24 protein-coding genes and 1 riboswitch are annotated in these 22,313 nt (G+C 48.0%); of the genes, 18 read left to right on the top strand and 6 right to left on the bottom strand.

Features of this window, described 5'->3' with window-relative positions:
- Positions 1-100: 100 nt before the first annotated feature.
- The gene (locus tag MED92_RS16295) at positions 101-2,344 is read left to right on the top strand and encodes an ABC transporter substrate-binding protein (protein ID WP_007022680.1); all 2,244 of its coding nucleotides are present in this window, start codon (positions 101-103) and stop codon (positions 2,342-2,344) included.
- A gap of 63 nt (positions 2,345-2,407) precedes the next feature.
- Here MED92_RS16295 and MED92_RS16300 read toward each other — a convergent pair whose 3' ends face one another.
- Positions 2,408-3,511 carry a phosphoribosylaminoimidazolesuccinocarboxamide synthase gene (locus MED92_RS16300; protein WP_007022681.1) on the bottom strand — a complete coding sequence of 368 codons (1,104 nt, stop codon included), beginning with the start codon at positions 3,509-3,511 and terminating at the stop codon, positions 2,408-2,410.
- Between the two features lie 81 nt (positions 3,512-3,592).
- Positions 3,593-3,811: a hypothetical protein gene (locus MED92_RS16305; protein WP_007022682.1), complete on the bottom strand. Its 219-nt coding sequence runs from the start codon at positions 3,809-3,811 to the stop codon at positions 3,593-3,595.
- A 266-nt stretch (positions 3,812-4,077) separates the two neighbouring features.
- Here MED92_RS16305 and MED92_RS16310 point away from each other — a divergent pair, with 266 nt between their 5' ends.
- The 16 genes from MED92_RS16310 to MED92_RS16385 all read left to right on the top strand — a co-directional run bounded on the left by MED92_RS16310 (position 4,078) and on the right by MED92_RS16385 (position 18,007).
- Positions 4,078-4,716 carry a HyaD/HybD family hydrogenase maturation endopeptidase gene (locus tag MED92_RS16310; protein ID WP_007022683.1) on the top strand — a complete coding sequence of 213 codons (639 nt, stop codon included), beginning with the start codon at positions 4,078-4,080 and terminating at the stop codon, positions 4,714-4,716.
- Positions 4,716-5,024, top strand: a complete 309-nt coding sequence (locus tag MED92_RS16315) for a HypC/HybG/HupF family hydrogenase formation chaperone (protein WP_007022684.1) — start codon at positions 4,716-4,718, stop codon at positions 5,022-5,024. Before MED92_RS16310 ends, MED92_RS16315 begins: the two co-directional genes overlap by 1 nt.
- 11 nt (positions 5,025-5,035) lie before the next feature.
- Positions 5,036-5,467, top strand: coding sequence for a thioredoxin domain-containing protein (locus tag MED92_RS16320; protein ID WP_007022685.1), 432 nt, complete (start codon positions 5,036-5,038; stop codon positions 5,465-5,467).
- 10 nt (positions 5,468-5,477) lie between these two features.
- The gene (locus MED92_RS16325) at positions 5,478-6,344 is read left to right on the top strand and encodes a hydrogenase expression/formation protein (RefSeq protein WP_007022686.1); all 867 of its coding nucleotides are present in this window, start codon (positions 5,478-5,480) and stop codon (positions 6,342-6,344) included.
- Positions 6,341-6,571 carry a rubredoxin gene (locus MED92_RS16330; protein ID WP_007022687.1) on the top strand — a complete coding sequence of 77 codons (231 nt, stop codon included), beginning with the start codon at positions 6,341-6,343 and terminating at the stop codon, positions 6,569-6,571. The genes MED92_RS16325 and MED92_RS16330 overlap by 4 nt, the downstream gene beginning before the upstream one ends.
- Before the next feature lie 4 nt (positions 6,572-6,575).
- On the top strand, positions 6,576-7,130 hold the full coding sequence (gene hybE / locus MED92_RS16335) for a [NiFe]-hydrogenase assembly chaperone HybE (RefSeq protein WP_007022688.1): 555 nt from the start codon (positions 6,576-6,578) through the stop codon (positions 7,128-7,130).
- A gap of 12 nt (positions 7,131-7,142) precedes the next feature.
- Positions 7,143-8,285, top strand: coding sequence for a nickel-dependent hydrogenase large subunit (locus MED92_RS16340; RefSeq protein WP_007022689.1), 1,143 nt, complete (start codon positions 7,143-7,145; stop codon positions 8,283-8,285).
- Positions 8,278-8,619, top strand: a complete 342-nt coding sequence (gene hypA, locus MED92_RS16345; RefSeq protein ID WP_007022690.1) for a hydrogenase maturation nickel metallochaperone HypA — start codon at positions 8,278-8,280, stop codon at positions 8,617-8,619. The genes MED92_RS16340 and hypA overlap by 8 nt, the downstream gene beginning before the upstream one ends.
- Positions 8,619-9,515 (top strand): hydrogenase nickel incorporation protein HypB, encoded by an 897-nt coding sequence (gene hypB / locus MED92_RS16350; protein WP_007022691.1) that lies wholly within the window; start codon positions 8,619-8,621, stop codon positions 9,513-9,515. Before hypA ends, hypB begins: the two co-directional genes overlap by 1 nt.
- On the top strand, positions 9,515-10,969 hold the full coding sequence (locus MED92_RS16355; RefSeq protein ID WP_007022692.1) for a sigma-54-dependent transcriptional regulator: 1,455 nt from the start codon (positions 9,515-9,517) through the stop codon (positions 10,967-10,969). The genes hypB and MED92_RS16355 overlap by 1 nt, the downstream gene beginning before the upstream one ends.
- A gap of 17 nt (positions 10,970-10,986) precedes the next feature.
- Positions 10,987-13,335: a carbamoyltransferase HypF gene (gene hypF / locus MED92_RS16360; protein WP_007022693.1), complete on the top strand. Its 2,349-nt coding sequence runs from the start codon at positions 10,987-10,989 to the stop codon at positions 13,333-13,335.
- Positions 13,326-13,574, top strand: coding sequence for a HypC/HybG/HupF family hydrogenase formation chaperone (locus tag MED92_RS16365; protein ID WP_007022694.1), 249 nt, complete (start codon positions 13,326-13,328; stop codon positions 13,572-13,574). The genes hypF and MED92_RS16365 overlap by 10 nt, the downstream gene beginning before the upstream one ends.
- Entirely contained in the window at positions 13,571-14,728 is a 1,158-nt protein-coding gene (gene hypD / locus MED92_RS16370; RefSeq protein ID WP_007022695.1) for a hydrogenase formation protein HypD, read from the top strand. The genes MED92_RS16365 and hypD overlap by 4 nt, the downstream gene beginning before the upstream one ends.
- 14 nt (positions 14,729-14,742) lie before the next feature.
- On the top strand, positions 14,743-15,789 hold the full coding sequence (gene hypE / locus MED92_RS16375; protein ID WP_007022696.1) for a hydrogenase expression/formation protein HypE: 1,047 nt from the start codon (positions 14,743-14,745) through the stop codon (positions 15,787-15,789).
- Positions 15,789-17,513 carry a hydrogenase maturation protein gene (locus MED92_RS16380; RefSeq protein ID WP_007022697.1) on the top strand — a complete coding sequence of 575 codons (1,725 nt, stop codon included), beginning with the start codon at positions 15,789-15,791 and terminating at the stop codon, positions 17,511-17,513. The genes hypE and MED92_RS16380 overlap by 1 nt, the downstream gene beginning before the upstream one ends.
- Before the next feature lie 47 nt (positions 17,514-17,560).
- Positions 17,561-17,664: riboswitch (SAM-I-IV-variant riboswitch) on the top strand.
- Positions 17,665-17,704: 40 nt separating this feature from the next.
- Positions 17,705-18,007, top strand: a complete 303-nt coding sequence (locus MED92_RS16385) for a hypothetical protein (protein WP_007022698.1) — start codon at positions 17,705-17,707, stop codon at positions 18,005-18,007.
- Between the two features lie 8 nt (positions 18,008-18,015).
- Here MED92_RS16385 and MED92_RS16390 read toward each other — a convergent pair whose 3' ends face one another.
- From MED92_RS16390 to MED92_RS16400, 3 genes are all read right to left on the bottom strand, one after another.
- The gene (locus tag MED92_RS16390; RefSeq protein WP_007022699.1) at positions 18,016-18,399 is read right to left on the bottom strand and encodes a hypothetical protein; all 384 of its coding nucleotides are present in this window, start codon (positions 18,397-18,399) and stop codon (positions 18,016-18,018) included.
- Positions 18,400-18,513: 114 nt separating this feature from the next.
- Positions 18,514-19,719 (bottom strand): EAL and HDOD domain-containing protein, encoded by a 1,206-nt coding sequence (locus MED92_RS16395; RefSeq protein WP_007022700.1) that lies wholly within the window; start codon positions 19,717-19,719, stop codon positions 18,514-18,516.
- A 125-nt stretch (positions 19,720-19,844) separates the two neighbouring features.
- A complete protein-coding gene (locus tag MED92_RS16400; RefSeq protein ID WP_007022701.1) occupies positions 19,845-20,150 on the bottom strand; it encodes a hypothetical protein in 306 nt (101 codons plus the stop codon).
- 217 nt (positions 20,151-20,367) lie between these two features.
- On the opposite strand from MED92_RS16400, the gene MED92_RS16405 reads away from it, so the two are divergent.
- Positions 20,368-21,297 (top strand): AEC family transporter, encoded by a 930-nt coding sequence (locus MED92_RS16405; protein ID WP_007022702.1) that lies wholly within the window; start codon positions 20,368-20,370, stop codon positions 21,295-21,297.
- A gap of 51 nt (positions 21,298-21,348) precedes the next feature.
- Here the strand turns inward: MED92_RS16405 and hpaD are convergent, their stop codons facing one another.
- Positions 21,349-22,200 (bottom strand): 3,4-dihydroxyphenylacetate 2,3-dioxygenase, encoded by an 852-nt coding sequence (hpaD, locus tag MED92_RS16410; RefSeq protein ID WP_007022704.1) that lies wholly within the window; start codon positions 22,198-22,200, stop codon positions 21,349-21,351.
- Positions 22,201-22,313: the final 113 nt, after the last annotated feature.

Raw genomic sequence — 22,313 nt, forward strand, 5'->3', positions numbered from 1 at the left:
AATTGGCTGAATGGCTAATGCAATCTGTTAAAAATCGTAGCTACTTTCAATTCTTGATGAGCTAAACTGGGAGTAGGTGGAACTGTTTTAAGGAAAAACCATGCGTTTGTTCTTGTGGTGTTGCGCGGTACTGTTATTAAGTAGTGCTGTTTCTGCAAAAGACCAAATCAGCGTACAACTACTTTGGAAACACCAGTTTCAATTTGCCGGTTATTATATGGCAATAGAGAAGGGTTTTTATGCGGATGAAAATCTTGAGGTAAATCTTAAGGAATTTGATTTTAGTATTGACCTGGTTGACGAAGTTATTCAGGGAAATAGTCAATTCGGCGTTGCCCGAACCTCACTCCTAATCGACAAAAATGCTGGCGCAGATGTAGTAGCCCTTTTCGCCGCTTATCAGCAATCCCCTCTGATGCTCCTCACCCGAAAAGATTCGGGCATCCTGCTTTCCTCCGATCTTAAAGATAAGAACGTGATGATCACCAATGATGCGAAGAAAGTGGGTGAATTGTTGGCGATGCTATTGCAGGCGGGAATCACGGTTTCAGATTTTAAACAGCAGCGACATAGCTATAACGTCCAGGATCTGATCGATGGAAATACCGACGCGATGGCTTCTTATGTGTCGAATGAACCCTATCTCATGGAGAAACAGGGGGTAGATTATAATGTGATCCATCCGAAAGATTACGGCTTCGATATGTACTCAGATATTCTCTTTTCTTCGCGGGAGTTTATCGAGCAAAATCCGGATCTGACCGACAAGTTTTACCGGGCGTCAATGCGGGGCTGGCTCTATGCATTTGAAAATATAGAAGAAACAGCGCAAGTTATTTTTGATAAGTACAACTCACAGAACAAACCCTTAGATGCGCTTCAGTTTGAGGGGCAAGAGCTAAAGAAACTTGCCTTCGACGAGAATGGTAATTTCGGCACACTCTCAATCGATAAATTTAATCAGATGGCCCAGGTCTATCTGATTACAGGCAGCATCTTTTTGGGTTATGACTTTTCTGATTTTATCTATCATCCGCCGAGTAATTTTCATCGTCTGAGTGACGCTGAGCAAAGCTTCATCAACCAGGGCAGAAAGATAAAGGTATGTGTGAACCCTGATTGGTATCCATACGAATTTATAAAGATGGGTAAGCATGAGGGGATGGTTGCGGATTACCTGGATCTGATTCTTTCCAATGTGGGGTTAACGTATGAGGTGGTTCCCTCGACCAGTTGGCGTGAAACCCTACAGTTGGCCAAGAGTAATCGCTGTGATCTTATTGCGGGTGCAATGAACACTGTTAGTCGCAGCGACTACCTTAGTTTTTCACGCCCCTACCTTAGTATTCCGGCGGTAATTACAACCTTAGCGGATGTGGATGCTAAGCCTATCGATCAAATGCGTGTTGCCGTCATCGAAAGCTCAGCATTCCATGAAATATTGTCTGACCGATATCCGCAGATGAAGATGATCGGGGTGGGTAGAAACCTGGATGGTATCCGCATGGTTCAGACGGGTGCCGTCGATGGTTTTGTTGGCGCCGATGCAAATATTGCCTATGTGCTGCAGGAGCATCAGGTTCAGGGGTTAGAACTGAATGATCAGCTTCGGGATAGTTGGGACATCAGTGTTGCCGTAACTAAGGATGGTCCTCCTCTACTGTTAAACATTATTAATAAATCGATACAAACGCTGGATGCGGAAGAGCGTGAAGCAATTTATAAACGCTGGATGTCGATTGAGTATAAACATTCTGTTGATTACACCATTATCTGGATTATTCTCGCGGGTGTCGCAGTTATTGCAGCTATTGGCTTGTATCGGTATTTCACTGTGCTCTCGTATAACCGAATGCTACAGACCATCGCAGAGAAAGATGCGCTGACGGGTATCTGCAGTCGTCATAAATTACGCAGTGAGATGGATAGCTTTGTCGACTTAGCTAATAGGCATAACTGGAACCTGTCGATGGTATTCTTTGACATCGATGACTTTAAGCAGATAAATGATCAGTATGGTCATGCGTCTGGCGATATTGTCCTTGTCGAACTGAGTAAGCTTGTATCCAAGATGTCACGTAAAACTGATCGGTTTGGCCGATGGGGTGGAGAAGAGTTTCTGTTTATTATGCTGGAAACGGACTTTGAGGATGCCCGAAAAATTGCAGATAAATTCCGCGATAAAATCGAAAATGCTGAGCTGGGGGTAGGGCAGCCTATCACCTGCAGTATGGGGGTTGCGCAATATATTCGTGGTGAGACTGTAGAGCAGTGGGTCGCACGAGCGGATACGGCGCTATATGAGGCTAAAGCGGCTGGCAAAAACTGTGTCAGAGTGGCCTGACCTTGGTTCGAAAAAAAACGGGCATTTATGCCCGTTTTTTTGTGTATCTAGTGTGCCTCAAGATTAATCGATGAGTCCGTATTGATCACGGAGCACTTCGATTATGTCGGCTTTAGGGTTGTCAGATTGAGCCAGCTTTTCACCGGTGATCTTTTCCGCAATACCTACATAGGTATCTGAGACTTTCTGGATCAGTGATGCTGGCAATTCGTTATCTTCTGCCAAAGCGTAGCGCTCTTCCATTCGATCCTTATTGACCAGGATATCTGGATCAGGGAAGTGGTTGAGTAGCTCCTGACGGAAAAGCTCTTTGGAGTTTTCAATCACTTTGCCTTCACGGTAGGAAGGACCGTCCCAGATGCGCGAAGAGTCAGGCGTGCCTACCTCATCCATATAGATTAGCTTTTCATTACCGGAAGCGTCAGTGACGTAACCAAACTCAAATTTGGTATCAACAAATACCTGATCGATCTTCTCCAGCTCTGCACTGATGACTTCAAAGCCCTCTTTGAGCAGCTTTTCATAAAGATCGACATCGGCTTCGCTACGCAGCTTGAAGGCTTCATAGTTATTTACGATATCGTCGCGGGTGATATTCACATCATCGACTTCAGGAACACCTGGAACCCCTTTAAGGATCCCTTTTGTTGAGGGTGTAACTAGAAGCTCGGGCAGCTTTTGATCTTTCTCCAGGTCATTGGCAATCTGAATGCCACAGAATTCCCGCTCGCCTTTTGCGTAGGAACGCCACATAGAACCTGTGATGTACTGGCGGCAAATTGCCTCGATCATTACCGGCTTCGCTTTCTGAACAATCCAAACCAGTGGGTGTGGGATATCAAGAATATGGCTATCAGCCAGGCCATTTTCGCGGAATAACTTGAACCAGTGGTTGGAGATAGCATTTAGTGCAGCGCCCTTGCCAGGTACGCCTTGCATGCCACCTTCACCCGTCCAGATGCATTCGAATGCTGAGATACGGTCACTGATGACCATGACAGCGAGTTCAGCATTTTCATGGACGTTGTAACCTTTCTCTTTAATCAGGCGTTTGCTGTCTTCAGCCGTTAACCAGTATACGGAGCGTACTTTGCCGCTGTGGATCGGCTGATCTGTACGAATAGGAAGATCATTGTTAACAGCCAATACTTTATCAGCAAGACTCATAGATGGGTGTCCTGTATCTAATCAAATAGTCAGAAGGCTTCTTTAGCAGGAAGCCGTTAATCGGTATTGCTCAGGGTGGTGTTAGCGGTAGCGCTTTACATCACGGAGTAGTGAGCTTAAATCTAAATCTTGTAGTTCTGCCAGGGCTTCCAGATCATTGGACGTGCGAGGCGGTAATTTTTTCAGTCGCTCTCTTTCCGCTTCCTTTCTTTCCGCTTTTTCTAAAAGCTTCGTTTGAATAGCATCCAACTGCTCAGTTGATAAAGAGGCTAGCCGACTGAGTAACTCTTCTTCAGTCATGCGTCTTACATATCTCCGACACAACAAAAAACAAGCCGCCATTATAGCAGAGTTGTTTGTTATCCGAACAATGGCTTTTTAATAACTGGGGTGGTAAGTAAGTTTTCAGTATTTATGAATAATGGAAAGCTTTGTGTGTTTGATTTGGCTGGGTAGCTGTAACGGGGGGCGTAACAGGGGCCTTTAGCGTTACTTTTCTGATTGGCATGTTCTTTGAATTACTAGAAGAAATTATGGCGATAGCTGGGTGTATTGAGAGGTAGGCGATGTCTGAACAGGTTCCATCTGAAGAAAAGAGCGTCCTGATTCTGGGGATTGGTAATGTGCTTTGGGCAGATGAAGGCTTCGGCGTTCGTTGTGTAGAAACCCTGAATAAACAGTGTCGTTTTGCTGACAATGTGAAGCTGATGGATGGGGGTACGCAAGGGATCTATCTGGTTCAGCATGTACAAAAGGCAGATATTTTGGTGGTGTTCGATGCGATCGATTATGGATTGAAGCCGGGAACGCTGAGAGAGATCTATGATCAGGATGTCCCTAAGTTTATGGGCGCTAAGCAGATGAGCCTGCATCAGACGGGCTTTCAGGAAGTACTTGCGATGGCTGAATTTACCGGTAGTTATCCAGAGCAGCTTCTGCTGATCGGTTGTCAGCCGGTTGAGCTTGAAGATTTTGGAGGCAGCTTACGCGATGAGGTCAAAGCTCAGGTCGCCCCTGCCATTAGTATCGCTTTGAATTACCTGAAAGAGAGAGGCATCGTCCCCGTTTCTGACCAGACGGGTGGGGAAGGTTTAGCGCCAGGTGAACTGGAGATGCAAACCTATGAATCAGGTAGGCCTTCCGAAGAGAGCGCGTTTCGAAAAGGTGATATTCGTTTTATGAGCAGTGAAGAAGGTCAGAGTTAATGTGCCTGGGTATCCCTATGCAGGTTTTATCGGCTGATTCGCAAAAAGCATTGTGCAAACGAGGTGCTGAAGAGCATTGGGTGGATCTATCGCTGATTGGCAATGTTGAAACAGGCGAATGGTTGCTGACATTCATGGGGGCAGCAAGAGAAAAAATCTCCCCTGAGCGGGCAGAGCAGATTAATCAGGCATTAAAAGCCGTTGAATCAGTTATGCAGGGAGAGAGCGCCGATTTTGAAGCCTTATTTGCTGATCTGGTTGAGCGTGAACCCCAGTTACCTCCCCATTTACAAGAATTAAAAACTTAGAGAGTAGTGTTATGGCTTCACCGTTGATTGATCGTTTGGTTGATGAGCTAAATTATCCGCGTCTTACTGAGGAAAACTTCGATGCGTTTGTGAAAGCAAACGAGTACAGCGTTCTGTTCTGTACAGAGCAGCCTAAGCGTTTTCCAGAGAGTGATGATGTAGCGGTCATTTTGCCTGAGTTGGTTAATTGTTTTCCTCAGTTGGTCCCCGCGGTGGTCTCGCCTGAGTTAGAAAAGAAGGTGCAGGGGCGCTACAACTTCACCGTTTGGCCGACACTGGTGTTTCTAAAACAGGGTAAGTTTCTGGCCAATATCAGCAAAGTTCAAAATTGGGATGTGTATCAGGCAGAGATCCAAAGCATTTTGGCTTTGGAACCGCGCCGTGATCCGGGTATCGGAATCCCTGTTGTCGTCAATCCAACCCCTGCAACCTGCAGTCAGTAAGAGGTGAATCATGGAAAATAACGGAATTCCTTTAGTTAATGTTCCCATGGGGCCTGGTAGCCAGGATGAAGGGGATATGGTGCTGGAGTATATGAAGATGCCTTCTGAAATGTCCAGTTACGATATGCCGATACTGCCTGAAGCAGAGGATGCAGCCAATTGCCCGCAAGCCCTGGCAGTGATGGAAAAGCTACAAGGTGCATTAGCTAAATACCGCGTCGGTGAGGATAAAATCTCTATCGATCTAACAGCGCTGCCTGAAAGTGATCTGCTGTTCCTGAACCAGATCCTTGGTGAGGGGGAAGTGGCTGTTTCGATTGAAGGTGAGCCTATCGTCAGAGCTCAAGAGACCGTTCTGGCTGGTGTGTGGCGTTTACGCGAGATCTCCGCTTCTGGCGATGTGCTCAGCGAGTCTATCCAGGTTGCAGATGTACCCGGCTGTGTTTTAGAAAAAGCTTGGTCTAGCGAGAAGGTTATAAGTTTTTCTCAGGATCAGCTCCCCCAGGGGGTGTTAAACGCGCCATCCGTATTGGTAGAGATTCATGAAGCCTCGGAAAAATTCCGCCTGGAAGCAGAAGCAGCGACGCCGCATGTGATCAACCTGTCTCTGCTGCCTTTTTCCCCCGAGGATCACCAATTCCTCAGTGAGATTGTTGGAATTGGACCGGTTACCATCCTCTCCCGAGGGTATGGAAACTGCCGAATCACATCCACTGACATCAGAGGTTTGTGGCGCGTGCAGTACTTCAATAGTACTGACCAGTTGATTCTGGATACCCTGGAAATAACAGATATCCCGCTGGTGGCCTGTGCGGCTCAAGAGGATCTGGATGACTCAGCAGAAAGGCTGCATGAGATTCGTGAGGTTTTACTATGAGTACTGAATATCAGGGGTTCGAAGGTAGTTATCTGGGCGATGCCAGCAGAATCTCTTCCGATCAGCGCTTAGAGTGCAAAATCTGTTGGTATATTTACGATCCAAAAGAGGGAGATAGCGTTTGGCAAATTGCCCCAGATACGCCTTTTACTGAACTTCCAGAGCATTGGCGCTGCCCTGAATGTGATGGTGAAAAAGATCAGTTTATGGCGTTAGAGGGAAGCTAGGTTGATGCTATCTGAGCGGTTAGGGCAACTACTTGAAAGCTACGCTTGCGCAGATAGCCGTATGCAAGATCTGCCTGTTTACAACAAAGCGCTGAACATCGAACTGGTCGGAGCTAAAGCGTTAGAGACAGGTTTCGTTGCCGTGTTAATTACGCCCTGGTGCATGAATCTGATCTTGATGCCTGAGCAAGCTGACAAAACTGAAAGATTAGCGGCAGGAAGTAAAAAACTGATTGGTTTTCCTTCCGGGCAGTATGAATTCATCCAGAATGAGCTCGATGGTGTCAGTGGTTTTTTGAGTTGCTCATTATTTTCGCCGATGAGTCAGTTTGTTGACCAGGCGGGTGCCGTGGAGACTGCGGAACAAGTTATGCTGCAGCTGTTTAAGGTGGAGAATGTAGCCTTGACTGACCGTCAATTGGCACTTAATGCGCAGAGAGATGAGAACCGGCAAGTCCAGAACGACTCAGATGAAAGTCAGCCAGGCGAGGATGGCAAAAGGAAACTTCCTGAAAAAATGAGCCGTCGCGGTTTTCTGACCGCGGGGTTTAGCGAATAACGGGTGCAGATCATGGCGGCAGGGGCTGAACTAAGCGGCAGGATCAATATTTCACTTTCCTATGATAGTGAGATGATCACTGACCTGACCATTGAGTCGAGCCGTCCGAAAGGGATAGCGCAACTGTTTGTGGGGCAAAAGCCCCAGGATGCGGTAGATCGAATTCCGTTGATCTATAGCTTATGTAGTGTGGCTCAAACCATTGCGGGTCTATCTGCCATTGAGTCGGAGCTTGGCTGCAAAGCCTCTGAAGAAGCGATCATAGCGCGAAAGGTGCTATTACTAGCAGAAACCGGCCGCGAATTAGCGATACGTGTCCAGCGAGATTGGCTGAAAGGGTCTGGCGGAGTTGAGTTAGCGCAATTGATGCATTGGTTTGCCGAGCTCAAAACAGAACTGCAATGGGCATTAGTCATCGCTCCTGATGGGCAAGCTAGGTCGATAGACTTACAGCACGTTGCACAGCGCCTGGAAACGATTTTGGCGCCACTGTTTCCTGAGAATGAGATGAGGTTTAAAGAGGCTTTGTTTTCTGGGTGCACGACAAGCCCGTTAGCCAGGGTTGTTGTTTCACTGAATGAGTTATTTAAAGGTATTAAGCTAGGAAACTTCGAAGCTAACACAGAGGTGACTAGTCAGTATTTGTTACATAAACTGGATTCTGAAGGGGATTGTTTTTGTGCTCAGCCGGTGTCTGAAAATGGCTGTTTAGAAAGCAGTGTGTGGACCCGAAATCGATCGCGTCAGGTCATTCAGGAAGCCGAATTATTAGCGATGCACCCAGTTGCGCAAAGGTTTTTGGCGCTGGTGTTAGAGTTACAAGAGATACCCCAGCGGATAGCCAGATTTGGTAAGGAACAGCTTGGTAAGGAAGCGCTGGTGTTTTCAGATCTGCCGGGAATGAGCCATGTTGATGCGGCCAGAGGGCGATTGACCCATAGAGTTAAGATTACAGAGCAGCATGGCGAAGCGCGGATCTCTGAATATCAGGTTATTGCCCCGACTGAGTGGAATTTTCACCCTGAAGGTGCATTGAAGCAGATGTTAAAAGGGGTGAAGGTTAGCCTGGTGCAAGCCAGAGAGTTAACCGAACGCTTGGTGTTAGCCATTGATCCATGTGTGGCATATAAGGTTGAGGTAGTTGAGCATGCATGAGATGTCGATAGCAGAGGGAATCATTCAGGTTCTTGAAGAGCAGGCAACTGAACAGAGTTATCAAAAGGTCAAAACCGTTTGGCTTGAGATCGGCCCCTTGGCGATGATTGAAACGGAAGCGTTAAGCTTTTGCTTTGAAGCTGTCACGCGGGATACCCTCGCTGAGAGGGCAACACTACATATTATAAATACAACGGGTGAAGCATTTTGTATGCAATGCCTGAAAAATGTCCCGATTAGCCAGCGCTATGATAGCTGCCCTGAATGCGGCAGCCATCAACTGCAGGTGGTAGCAGGGGACGAAATGCGGATTAAAGAGTTGGAGGTTGAGTGATGTGTACGGTATGCGGATGCAGTGAAGGTAATGTTCGGATTGAAGGTGAACTTTCGCACAGTCATGAGCATCACAGCCATGATCACCATACCCATAGTCATGATCATGACGTTATCGATGAGCAGGGCGATAACCTCCATTTTGGTAAAGGCCCGGCGCATGCCCATGTTGCAGGGATGAGCCAGAGTCGTATGGTACAGATAGAGCAGGATATTCTGGTTAAAAACGATCGTTATGCGGCGATCAACCGAGCCCGGTTTGAAGCGCAGAGCCTGTTTGTACTTAATCTGGTTTCCAGTCCTGGATCGGGCAAAACCACTTTGTTAACGGAAACGATCAACCGCATTAAGTCTGAACGCAAAGTAGCGGTGATTGAAGGTGATCAGCAAACCGCTAATGATGCCGACCGTATCCGAGAAACCGGCGTTCCGGCTATTCAGGTCAATACCGGAAAGGGCTGCCATCTGGATGCCCATATGGTGGGGCATGCTATGGATAAGTTTACTGACCTTGAAGGCGGCATTTTGTTTATTGAAAACGTCGGTAACTTAGTATGCCCGGCGGCATTCGATCTGGGAGAGGCTCATAAAGTGGCGATCCTTTCTGTAACCGAGGGTGAAGATAAGCCCCTGAAATACCCTGATATGTTCCATGCTGCTGAGCTGATGATTCTTAACAAAGTGGATCTATTGCCTCACCTTAGTTTTGATGTTGAAAAGTGCATTGAGTTTGCCCGCCAGGTGAACCCTGAAATCAAAGTAATACAGCTATCCGCAACCAGTGGTGAAGGGATGTCAGAGTGGATCGAGTGGCTGGATCAGAACCGTAAAGGGATGATCCAGAATAGGATCGATCAACTGGCGGCAGAAATGAATAAGTTTAAGGCGCTGATCTGATGCTGACACGTACACGCCCAACGGTCCTCTGTGTGGATGATGAGATTCGTTCACTGGAAACGCTTGAACGTACACTCGACGAAGAGTTCAACGTGATTACGGCAACCGATGCTGATCAGGCGATGGCGTTGCTGGAACAGCATAATGTGCAGGCGATTCTCTGCGATCAGCGTATGCCCGGCAGAACGGGTGTGGAGTTTCTGACTGATGTAAGGAAGCGCTGGCCACAAACCGCACGTTTGATTCTCTCGGGTTATACCGATTCTGAAGATATCATTAAAGGTCTCAATGAAGCGGGTATCCTGCAATATATAACCAAGCCCTGGCATCCGGATAATCTGTTACTGATTATGCGTGGTGCTTGTCGTCTTTATGAATTGCAGAATGAAAATGAGCTGCTGGCGATGGAGATGCGCCTGACTGAAGATCAGGCCGAACAGAATGTTCAGCAGAAAAAGCAGCGTTTGCAGAAAGCGTTCCAGCTTGATGAGATTCAGCGGCATGAAAACAGTCCTTTGAACAATCTCTGTGATCAGGCTGCGAAGATTGCGCCTTACGATGTATCTGTATTGGTAACGGGTCCTTCAGGTGCGGGTAAAGAGCTGTTTGCCAGGGCTTTACACTACAACAGCCTGAGAGTGGACCGGCCCTTTGTGGTTGAAAACTGTGGCGCTATGCCGGATGAGCTGCTGGCCTCTGAGCTATTTGGTCATAAGAAAGGCTCCTTTACGGGAGCGATCACCGATCATGTCGGGCTATTTGAACAGGCGGACGGCGGTACGATCTTTCTCGATGAGATCGGCGAAATCAGTCCTGCGTTTCAGGTGAAGCTACTGCGTGTCCTTCAGGAACGTGAAGTGCGCCGTCTTGGTGAGCATCAGCGCCGTAAAGTGAATGTTCGCGTTGTGGCTTCAACCAACCGAGACCTCGAAGAGGAGGTTAGGGCTGGACGTTTCCGTCAGGATCTTTATTTCCGTTTAGCTGAAGTGACTTTGGAGCTACCGGCTTTGGAGAAACGTTCCATGGATATTCCGGTGCTTGCCAAAGGTTTCCTGAAGAAAGCTGTGCAGGCATTTGATAAACCGGTGCAAGGGTTTACCGATGAGGCGCTCGATTGTATGCGCCGTTACTGCTGGCCTGGCAATGTCCGCGAGCTGCAAAATGAAGTACGCCGTATGTTAGTGCTTGCTGAAGATGAATGGCTCAGTGCTGACTTGCTCAGTCCTAGAGTCCTTCGTGCCGCACCAGTTGAAGAAGTGGCTGAAACGGAAATGCTGGCGGAACTGGATGGTTCATTGAAAGAGCGTATTGAAACCCTGGAGAAGCGAATTCTTCGCGAAACGCTGATCCGTCATCGCTGGAATAAGAGCCAGGCCTCAAAGGAGCTTGGGCTTTCCCGGGTGGGGCTTCGATCAAAGCTTGAGCGCTATGGGCTCAACAAGGATTTCCACTAATCAGTGGGTATCGTGCTATGAGCATTTATGCGAAGCAGATAGAGATTCATGGTCAGGTTCAAGGGGTCGGCTTTCGTCCCTTTGTTTTTAACCTTGCTAACCGTTTGGGGATCGTAGGCCATGTTGCTAATGGCCCTGAAGGCGTTTCTATCTTCGCACAAGGCTCATCTTCACAGCTAACCGACCTGCTCGAATCTCTGCAAACAGCCCATGAGCAGCCGACCATGGCTAAGGTCCATTCATTGGTAGCAACCCATGCCGAGGCGGTTAGGGGGCTGGATACCTTTGAGATTGTGAAAAGTGCTGAAGGTGAAGTCGATCTGGCGGTGACACCCGATGCTGCGGTTTGCCAAGATTGCCTTGAAGAGCTGTTTGATCCTAATGACCGCCGCTACCTTTACCCCTTTATCAATTGCACTAATTGCGGCCCACGCTATAGCCTCATAAAGTCACTGCCATATGACCGGGCTAATACAACCATGGCCCCTTTTACGCTCTGTAGCCCTTGCGATCAGGAGTATAAACACCCTGAGAACCGACGCTTCCATGCGCAGCCAACTGCTTGTGCAAGCTGCGGCCCAAGCCTGAAATTTCGCGGCGTTGATGGAAAAACAGATCCTGATCCGATCGGTGCGGCACTCGCCCTGATGCAGCAGGGTAAGATCGTCGCGATCAAAGGTATTGGTGGATTTCACTTGGTTTGCGATGCGCAAAACCCAGAAGCGGTACAGCGCTTGCGTGATCGTAAACAGCGCCCTGAAAAGCCCTTTGCCGTGATGGGAGCCAACCTTGAATCGCTTAGATCTATTGCCGAGTTAAGCCGTGCTCGAGAGGAGCGCTTAAAGGGGCATGATGCGCCTATCTGTTTATGCCCAAAAGTTGAGGACGCACTTCCCGACGTGGTAGCTCCAGGGCTTAACTGGCTTGGGATCATGCTGCCACATACGCCTATCCACTATCTGTTGTTTCATCGAGCAGCTCAACAGCCAACGGGGACTGCGTGGTTAAAGGAGCAGCAGACGTTAACACTGGTGATGACCAGCGCAAACCTCAGTGGCAATCCATTAATTACCCAGGATGAGGAAGCGCTTAAACAGCTAGCGCATATTGCGGACGGCTTTTTACTACATAACCGAGCGATCGAAACCCGCTGTGATGACTCAGTGATCTCAATGGTATCTTCGCAGGCTTCAATAGTACGAAGTGGCAGAGGTTTAGCGCCTACCAGAGTTAAGCTGCCAGATTCGCTGAAGGGGCTGGGTAAGTCGGTTTTGGCCGTGGGGGCATTTTTTAAGAACACGATCTGCCTAACCAAGGGTGACAGCGCTTATGTATCGCAATATATCGGCGATTTGGATAATCCAGAGTGCTGTCGAAACCTAAGTGAAACCGTTGCTCATCTGTGTTCATTACTGGATATCAGGCCGGATCTGGTTGTTGCTGATCTGCATCCGGATTTTTACAGTAGTCGCTTTGCCAGGGAATACGCGCAAGCGAATCAGATTCCACTTATGCAGGTACAACACCACCATGCTCATGTAGCAGCGGTTGTTTGTGAACATGAGATAGACGGCGATCTGCTCGGTGTGGCTCTGGATGGTTTAGGGCTCGGAGATGATGGACAGCTTTGGGGTGGTGAACTGCTCAAAGTTTCGGGCCATCGTTCAGAAAGAATCGCACACTTTTCAAAGCTCAAAATGCCAGGCGGTGATCGAGCGGCCAGAGAGCCATGGCGTATCGCCAGTGCCGCACTGCATGAGCTTAATATTGAGTCTGAGCAAGTCATACACCTGAAAGAGAATGAAGGATATGCGGTTGTTCAGCAGTTGTTAGAGAAAAACCTCAACTGCCCTGAGACCAGCAGTGCAGGCCGGTTGTTTGATGCTGTTGCGGCACTTTTGGATATTAAGCAGCGTTCGGATTATGAGGCGCATGCGGCGATGCTACTTGAGTCAGCGGCCTGGCAATATCTAAAGAGCAACCCCTGGCCACAAGAATCGCCTTTGCTGAAAACAGAGGGCAATGAATTAGTGATCTGGCCACTACTGCAGCGCTTAACCGAATGTGAGGATAAGGGCTATGCTGCGGCACTATTTCATCGTCAGTTAGTTGATGGACTGGTCAGTTGGGTAACTCAGGCGGGTGAGCGGTATAACCTGACAACGGTTGCTTTGGCAGGTGGTTGTTTTCTCAATCAGCTGTTACTCAGTGAGCTTCAAGCGGTGCTGGCTGAGCAAATGCAGGTTCTGGTTGCTCAGAAGCTACCTTGTAATGATGGGGCGATCTCCCTGGGGCAGGCGCATATCGCTTTGCAAGCGTTGGCGGTAGAAAATAATGATAAGAACAGAGATGGTTTATGTGTTTAGCAATTCCGGTAAAAATTGAAGAGATCATCGATGCTGAAACAGCGATTGCTGATATCGGTGGGGTTCGCAAAGAGATTAATGTAGCGCTGATCACGGATCTGTCAGTAGGAGATTATGTGATCATGCATGTAGGGTATGCGCTAAACAAAATTGATCCCGAAGAAGCGGAAAAAACCCTGGCGCTGTTTGCTGAACTTGATGAGTTATCTCAGCAGCAAGCGATTGAGGCTTCCCAATGAAGTATGTAGATGAATATCGGGATGGGGCTATCGCCCGGGATATTGCCGCACGTATCCGCACTGAAGCACGCAGTGATCGCGAGTACAACTTTATGGAATTCTGCGGCGGTCACACTCATGCGATATTCCGCTACGGCATTCCGGATCTGCTTCCGGACAATGTGAAGATGATTCACGGGCCGGGTTGCCCGGTATGTGTATTGCCTATCCCTCGCCTTGATGCGGCGATAGAGCTAGCGGTGACCCATGAGGTTATCTTGTGCTCATATGGCGATATGCTCAGAGTCCCCGGATCGCGTAAACGGAGTTTACTAAAAGCTAAATCCGAAGGTGCTGACGTACGAATGGTCTACTCCTGTATGGATGCCTTAAGGATCGCGCAGGATAACCCGGGTCGTGAGGTGGTGTTCTTTGCCATTGGTTTTGAAACAACCACGCCACCTACCGCATTAGTGATAAGGCAGGCGCAAAAGCTGGGCCTTAAGAACTTCTCTGTCTACTGTAATCATGTTCTGACCCCCGCAGCGATCAGCAATATTCTGGAATCCCCGGAAGTGCGTGAATTAGGGGTTTTACCGCTGGATGGTTTTATTGGCCCGGCCCATGTCAGCACAGTGATCGGCTCGCAACCCTACCATTTCTTTGCCGAGGAGTATCAAAAGCCCGTGGTCATCGCAGGCTTTGAGCCCCTGGATGTATTGCAGGCTATTTTAATGCTGGTCAGGCAGATCAACGAAGGACGGGCAGAGGTTGAAAATGAGTTCGCTCGGGCGGTGACTTACGAGGGTAACCCACAGGCGAAGTCGGTTGTTGCGGATACCTTTGAATTACGCCGCGCTTTTGAATGGCGTGGCTTAGGAACGGTACCTTACAGTGCGTTGCGTATCAAAGCAGAGTTTGCCGAATTTGATGCCGAAAAGCGTTTCACCGTTGATTACAAAAGTACCCGGGAGAATAAAGCCTGCGAATGTGGCGCGATTCTCCGCGGCGTTAAATCCCCAAGGGATTGTTCACTGTTTGGTGATCCCTGTACCCCAGAGAACCCACTAGGTTCCTGCATGGTTTCAAGCGAAGGTGCTTGTGCCGCTTATTACAGCTATGGGCGATATCAGGAGCGCACTTTTGCGACTGATCAAACCCACCCTGCAGCCTGAGATAGAGAATAAAGATGAGTACTCAGCGATCTTATACATCTGATTTAGACCTGCTTAAGGGTAAGGTTGAAATGGTCCATGGAAGTGGCGGTAAAGCGATGGCGCAGTTGATCGATCAACTGTTCTTACAGGCATTCTCCAACCCCTATCTTGATCAACTGAATGATCAGGCGAGTTTCAATCTTCCACCGGGTAAAGTCGTGATGGCAACTGACAGTCATGTGATTTCACCCCTCTTTTTCCCAGGTGGAGATATTGGGGCATTGTCAGTACATGGCACGGTCAATGATGTGGCGATGTCTGGCGCGGTGCCTAAGCACCTATCGGCTGGATTTATCCTTGAAGAGGGTTTCCCTTTGGCGGATCTGAAACGTATCGTCGATTCGATGGCTGCAGCTGCCGAAGAAGCAGGCGTTTCTATTGTTACGGGTGACACCAAGGTGGTTGAACGCGGTAAAGGGGATGGCTGCTTCATCAACACCACAGGTATCGGTGTTGTTCCAGATGGCATTGAACTTGGGGGTGACAGAGTTAAGCCGGGTGACAAAATTATCGTCTCAGGAAGTCTGGGAGATCATGGAGTGGCTATCATGTCCCTGCGTGAGAATCTGACCTTTGAAACAACTATAGAGTCGGATTCACAGTCCCTGCACGACCTTGTGGCGACAATGGTGGAAGCTGTTCCGGAACTACATTGTTTGCGCGATCCTACCCGTGGCGGGATTTCTGCAACGCTCAATGAGATTGCCCAGCAGGCTGGAGCGGGCATGCAGATTTATGAAGAGGCTATTCTGGTTAAGCCTCAAGTAAAAGCCGCGTGTGAATTTCTTGGCTTAGATCCACTGTTTGTCGCAAATGAGGGCAAGCTGGTGGCGTTCTGCCCTGCGGATAAGGCGGAACATCTAGTCGAGGTGATGCGCAGCCACCCGAAGGGTGCAGAGGCCGCAATCATTGGTGAAGTCACTGAAGATTCGTTGAATTTTGTTCAGATGCAGACCGCCTTTGGCGGGAATCGTATGGTGGACTGGATCAATGGCGAACAGCTGCCGAGGATCTGCTAATGCGTATTCTGTTTCTGACCCATAGTTTCAACAGCCTAAGCCAGCGGCTCTTTGTTGAGTTGGGAAGGGATGGCCATGATATCTCGATTGAGTTTGATATTAATGACTCAGTCACTGAACAAGCGGTTGAACTGTATAAACCCGATATGATCCTTGCACCGTTCCTGAAACGTGCGATTCCTGAATCTGTTTGGAGCCAGTATCGTTGCATTATCGTCCATCCGGGGATTGTAGGAGATCGAGGTCCCTCTTCGGTTGATTGGGCAATTATGCGCAATGAACAACGTTGGGGTGTGACCTGCCTGGAGGCTAATGCTGAGATGGATGCGGGTGATATCTGGGCGTCTGTGGAATTTCCTATGCGCGCTGCTAGTAAGAGCAGTCTTTATCGTAATGAAGTGACGGATGCGGCGGTTAAAGCGGTGCGGCTTACTATTGAGCGTATGCAAACTGAGGGTTATCAACCTCAGGCCCTGGACTATGCGAATCCGGATGTGCAAGGCCAGTGGCATTGCCTGATGAAACAGAGCGACAGAGTGATCGATTGGCAGGTTGATAGCACAGAGGTTGTTTTGCGAAAAATCCGAGCGGCTGATTCTGTTCCGGGGGTAAAGGATGAGATAGCTGGTCGTGAGTATTATCTATATAACGCTTTTGCGGCAGAAGAGATGGGCGACTTAACGGGTGAGCCTGGATCAATTGTTGCGACCCGCGACCGTGCTATCTGCTTAAAAACACGGGATGGAGCCGTATGGGTTACCCACCTGAAAGTAGTTAAGCCCGATGAGCAGGAGTTTGGTTTTAAACTGCCTGCTACACAGGTTTTAGCTGCACAGCTACAGGGGGCTCCAGAGGCTTATCGAGTACCAGAAATTCCTGCTACCGAAGATCAAGACGAGCAGGTGTGGCAGGAGATCCGCTATCGACAGGAAGGTCGGGTTGGCTATCTGCATTTTGATTTCTATAACGGGGCGATGGACACCTATCAATGCAAAAGGCTTCAGCGTGCCGTCGCTTTGGCAAAACAGCAAGAGATTTCTGTACTGGTCTTAATGGGCGGAAGGGAGTTCTGGTCAAACGGTATCCACCTAAATCAGATTGAAGCGGCCAATAGTCCGGCAGAAGAATCGTGGCAGAACATCAACGCAATGAATGATCTTTGCCGGGAGATTATTGATTCGCCTGATCAGATAACCATGGTTGCGATGCAGGGGAATGCCGGAGCGGGTGGCGTGTTCCTGGCGTTAGCTGCTGATCGGGTCATTGCCCATGATAAGGTCGTATTAAATCCCCATTATAAGTCGATGGGGAATCTATATGGCTCAGAATACTGGACCTATCTATTACCCAAACGGGTAGGAGAGGAGCAGGCCAAAACGCTAATGCAGAACCGACTACCGGTGTCCGCGAAATCGGCCAATGCGCAAGGTTTGATCGATCAGGTTTTTGAGGGGCCCCATGAAGCATTTATTCAGCAGGTTAGGCAACTGGCTGAGGAGATCGCGGATTCGGATATCAGTAGTGCATTACGTGATAAGCATAAGCAGAGAACCTCGGATGAGCAGGCCAAGTCTTTACAGATATACAGAGATGAAGAACTCGCGCAGATGAAGCTTAACTTTTTTGGCTTTGATCCTAGCTATCATGTTGCCCGTTATCACTTTGTTGAGAAACTGCCCAAGGCAAGAACCCCGGTATATCTGGCAAAGCACAGGGCACTTTAACAAGGTTTGCATTCGTTGGTCAGGTGCGTTAGATTTACTGCTCTTACATTTAACATCAAGAGTAGGGCTGACGTCCTCACCAACCTGCCAACCTGGGCAAGGTGGTTGCTATAAAGCGATGTGGTCGATTCCGACAACGAATCAGGTAGACCCCTCTTAACGTCAGCTCTCATAAATTATGGGAGCAACTCATGTTTGAAGCACATTCTTTTACTTCTCAGGATCTTTTTGCCGAGACGGTAGCACTGCCTGTGAAACGCATAACCCGTACCCACGCCGAAACACTTCGTCCTCTATCGATATGGTTTGTCGAGGGTAAACGAAAGGAGCGGGGGAAAACGGTAGAGCAAGGTATTTTTGTTTATAGCGAGTATCGTGATGACAGGGGTAACAACTGCTTTAATTGCCAGTACCACCCCTATCCTGATTGCCTGCAACAAGTCGATATTGATCGCTTCATTGAAAAGGCGATCAATCAGCCATTGGCGCTTTAAAAGGCTGTTTAAAGCAGGGTCTCTCTGTTGACCAGCGTACAGTGTGAGCAGCTTTTTTTATTGCCGCAGTTACAGCGCGTAATAAGCTGCTCGAGCTCATGCAGCATACTTAGAACCTTCTCATTCAGTTCTGGGGCTACCGAGGTTGCCTTGCGGTATTCTTGTACAAACTCACGTATCTTGTCATAGCTGTAATTTGCACTTTGGGTAAGCAAGTTGCAGCTGGCCAGGCGAAAGCTCACCTCCCCTGTAGCGGTGAGGACCTGAGGTTGGACGGAAGGAATCCCGCTGAATTTAAAACCTTTACGGTCCAGATGATTAAGTATGGCTTGAGAGATCGGCGCACAGATCTCATTATCGGTGGCACCAACGCTGGTGATAAAGATGCTCATAGTGCTGACATCCTGTCTTAAATGTAACTACCTTTTAACTGTAGGCTACATAGAGGGGATGCGATACTAAGAATATTACTAGTTCAGCTCTGAAAATCTGACCTATCGCAATTATTATGCGGATGTCGCTGTTTTTTGGCTTTCTATGGCCCAGTTGATGGCTGTATGTAATGCTTCATTAAGGATCATACTATCGACAGATCCGGAGAGCTTGCCCCAGTCGTAGTGGGCAAAATGAATGACATCGCCAAGTAAAGTTCCCATAGGGCCTTCATGCTCGAGTAGAGCCGCGATCACATCATCAGACAAAGATATGTAGGTTGTGATCTCTTCCAGCGGCATTGAGAACAGGGCATCAGCACCTGACAAAATTCCCAATAGGAAGGCTTGACCAGGTTCTATCTGGTAGTGGCCGGATACCTCTTCACACATTTTAGCGCGAATTAGCAGTTCTCTACACAGTTCGTCGGGAACATCCAGAGTGCCTGACATCGAGACAATCAGCGCCCACTTCTTGAGTTCATTAAGGCCGAGCATAATAACGGCTTCGCCGATATTGGAGATCGAACGCTGCAGGGCAAATGAAGCAGAGTTAACGATTTTTAGTAAGCGTACGGCAAGTCGTGGATCTTTAGCGATGATCTTTTCTAAACCCTCAGGTGTGGCGTCAGGGTTGCTGAGTTCGCTAAGTAACTCCATCATTGTAAGTTCGCTGCCGCTGGCTCTTTTTCCTTTGATCATCTCAGGATAAGCAAAGAAATAGCCCTGGAACAGCTCAAAACCTAATTTACGGAAGCGGTGAAATTCAAAGATGTTTTCGACCTTTTCCGCAAGCAGGGTTAACTTATAAGGCTCAAGTTTTTCTAGTGTATTAAACAGTGCGTTACCTTTCAGTTCGAGCACATCGATTTTAATAATTTCGACGTAATCGATAATTTTCAGGTACTCATCTTTCCACACGAAGTCATCTAAAGCGATTTTAAAGCCTTGTGCGGAAAGCTCTTTGATACGTTCTGCTGTCTTGTCGGTAATGGGAACATCTTCAATGATTTCCAGAACCATATTATCTGCAGCAAAATTGGGTAAATCCTGAAAAAGTAGCTCTTCATTTACATTCATGAAGGCGGGAAGGGTGCGCATGGAGCCTTTATGCAGTATGCCGGTATAGGCGCTCAGAAGAACTTCGCAAGTAGCGGCGGTGCCGTCAAAGAGTTCACCAGGAGGACAACCATTTGGGTCCCTGTAAAGCAATTCGTAACCAACAGTGTCACAGTTGGAATTAAGAATAGGCTGGCGAGCTAAAAGAATCTGTTGGGCCACTATGAGTCCTCTAAGTACAGCTTTCAAAAAGCCTTTTAGACATCTTAGCGAAAATTATCTTGTTGACTAGCCCCTGACATAAAAAAACCGGGCCAGGCCCGGTTTCTTTAGTCGCAACACTAATATTACTTAGTGATTGCCTGTAGCTCAGACATAGCTGCATCGCGAGTTTCGTTCGCAATTGCAGTGAAAGCTTCGCCCTGGCCTTTCAGCAGTTCGAATAGAGCTTTGTTCGCTTCCATGTTGAACTTGATCAGTTCTTCAGGAGTTTTCAGCTCTTTAGCTTTTTCAGCTTCAGTCTGGAAGAAAGCAGTCAGCTCTTCACCAGATTTTTTCTGCTGCTCGATAGATTTAGTGATCGCTGCAGCCTGCAGGTTCATCAGAGACTGAACAGTTTCGAAAGATTTCTGGAAATCAACAGGGTTAGTCATGTTTAGCACTCCTAATAAATTTGTTTTGTTGCACTGCACAATATGGTTGCTATTCTAGGCTGTTTTTTGACCAAGTCAATATTTTTTTGTGCGGTGCACAAAAATAATTATTTGCAGCTAAGCTTAGTGGGTATTTATTAAGGAATGATGTCTGGACCTATAGGCCTGCTCTTGGTCTAATTGGCTGCTCACTTTAACTGCTGGCTTAGTGGATCTTATGGCAGGTATTGAAACTATCTTTTCGCTGTTTCTTCTCATTGCGTTGGGCTACCTTGGCAAGCGAACAGTCTTGTCCGGCCAGTCTTTAGTGCCGATCAATATCTTTGTGTTTTATTTTGCTGTACCTGCGTTGCTGTTTAATTCTGTATATCAGTTGCCACTGGATAGCTTTTTCAAGCCGGTTTATCTGGCGGCATTTCTGTTTGGCACAGTCCTTACCGCATTGACGGCGGCATTAGGCTGTCGATTCTTTTTTGCGGAAAAGAACAATGAAGTGCTGACCATAAGAGCGCTGAATGGAACCTTCTCAAATTATGCCTATATGGGCATCCCGCTAGTTTATGGATTGCTGGGGGAGCCTGGATACGGAGCGCTGATCAGTATTATCTTGTTGGGCAATGTTTTTCAGATTGGCGGTGCGCAATTGCTGGTTGAGATCCATCGTCAGGAAGGCAAAGGTGTTAAACAGGTATTGCAGATACTGGACCGTTCCCTGTTAAGAAACCCAATATTTGTCGCAACTTTTTTTGGCGTTCTGGTGTCAGCTCTGGAGATAAGCCTGCCCTCGTTATTTTCAACGACACTGGATATGTTGGCACCTGCAACAGTGCCAGTAGCTTTGTTCTGCCTGGGGGCAAGCCTTGAGTTCAAAACGCTTAAGGAGAGTAAAGCCGAGTTATTCTGGCTTGTTGTTGTAAAGCTATTGATTCATCCGCTTATTGTTCTGGCAACATTTACCGCGGCGGGTTTAGACGATCAGAACTGGTTGTTGGCAGCGATCTTCTTGGCTGCTTTACCGACCGGTGCTTTGGCGCATGTGATCGCGTTGAAATATGACATCAAGGAAAAAGAGTCTTCATTGACGGTTGTGCTTTCTACACTGATTTCTGTCGTCAGCGTGTCTTTATGGGTGGGGTTATTACTTTAAAGCCGAATAAAGAAACAGCGGCCCAGATTCAGGGCCGCTCTGATATCATCCTTAGTTTACAGGAAACAGCACGTTGCACTGGCCTGTTCCAGAGCTAGGGAAATACTCCGTCATCATCTCTGCGCAACCTTCATAATTATCCCAGCCCAGCAGACCAAATAGCATCGCAGTGTCGTGCATGCCACCTTCGCCATCACAGTCCTGAGCGTATTTGGGCAGGATATCCAGAAACGCCTTGGTTTGGCCCTTCTTCCACATATCCAGCACCATAAGATCTGTCGCCTGATTTAATGGGCGGCTGATCTTAAACAGGTAATCACTGACCACGGTATTAGGGGGGATGCGGTGTGAAAGCGAACCGCTGGCAAGGAAAGCCACTTTACGGTCTGATTTCTTGACTGCTTCAACAATAGATTCGCCAACCGTTTTGGATTCTTCCAGTTCCGCGTCGTACATCCAGCCGGCGATTGAAACGACTTTAATATCATCTTCGACACCCATGTAGCGAAGTGGGACCAAAGTTCCATATTGTAGATCCAGCGTTTCTACTTCATGGTGGCAAAGAGTGTTCACACCATTTTTTGTTGCTGTTTCAGCGATCAGTTGCCCAAGTTCAGGGTCACCGGCGTGCTTGAACGGCATATTGTTGAGAAAGTGAGGAAACTCGGTACTCGTAAATACACCTGACATGTCTGGCTTGGCGTTGATATGGTACCCCGCATTAACGAGCCAGTGGGTATCTGAGATGATGATTGTATCGACACCGCGTTCGCGACACAGATCACCAATTTTCTTTAGGCCCTCAATGGCTGCCGCTCGACAACCATGGTTAGGTCCGGGTTGTTCTGAGATAAACATTGAAGGTACATGCGTAACTTTTGCGGCTAATACGATTTCACCCATCCTGATAAATCCTCTCACTTTTTATTATTCGGTCGTGACTGTTGTCAGCGATTGAGAGGCAGTATACGAGTAGCTTAACCAAGCTCTTTGCCATTTAAGACAGAGCCTTTGCC

The sequence above is a fragment of the Neptuniibacter caesariensis genome (genome assembly GCF_000153345.1).
In the GTDB taxonomy this organism is placed as follows: Bacteria; Pseudomonadota; Gammaproteobacteria; order Pseudomonadales; family Balneatricaceae; genus Neptuniibacter; species Neptuniibacter caesariensis.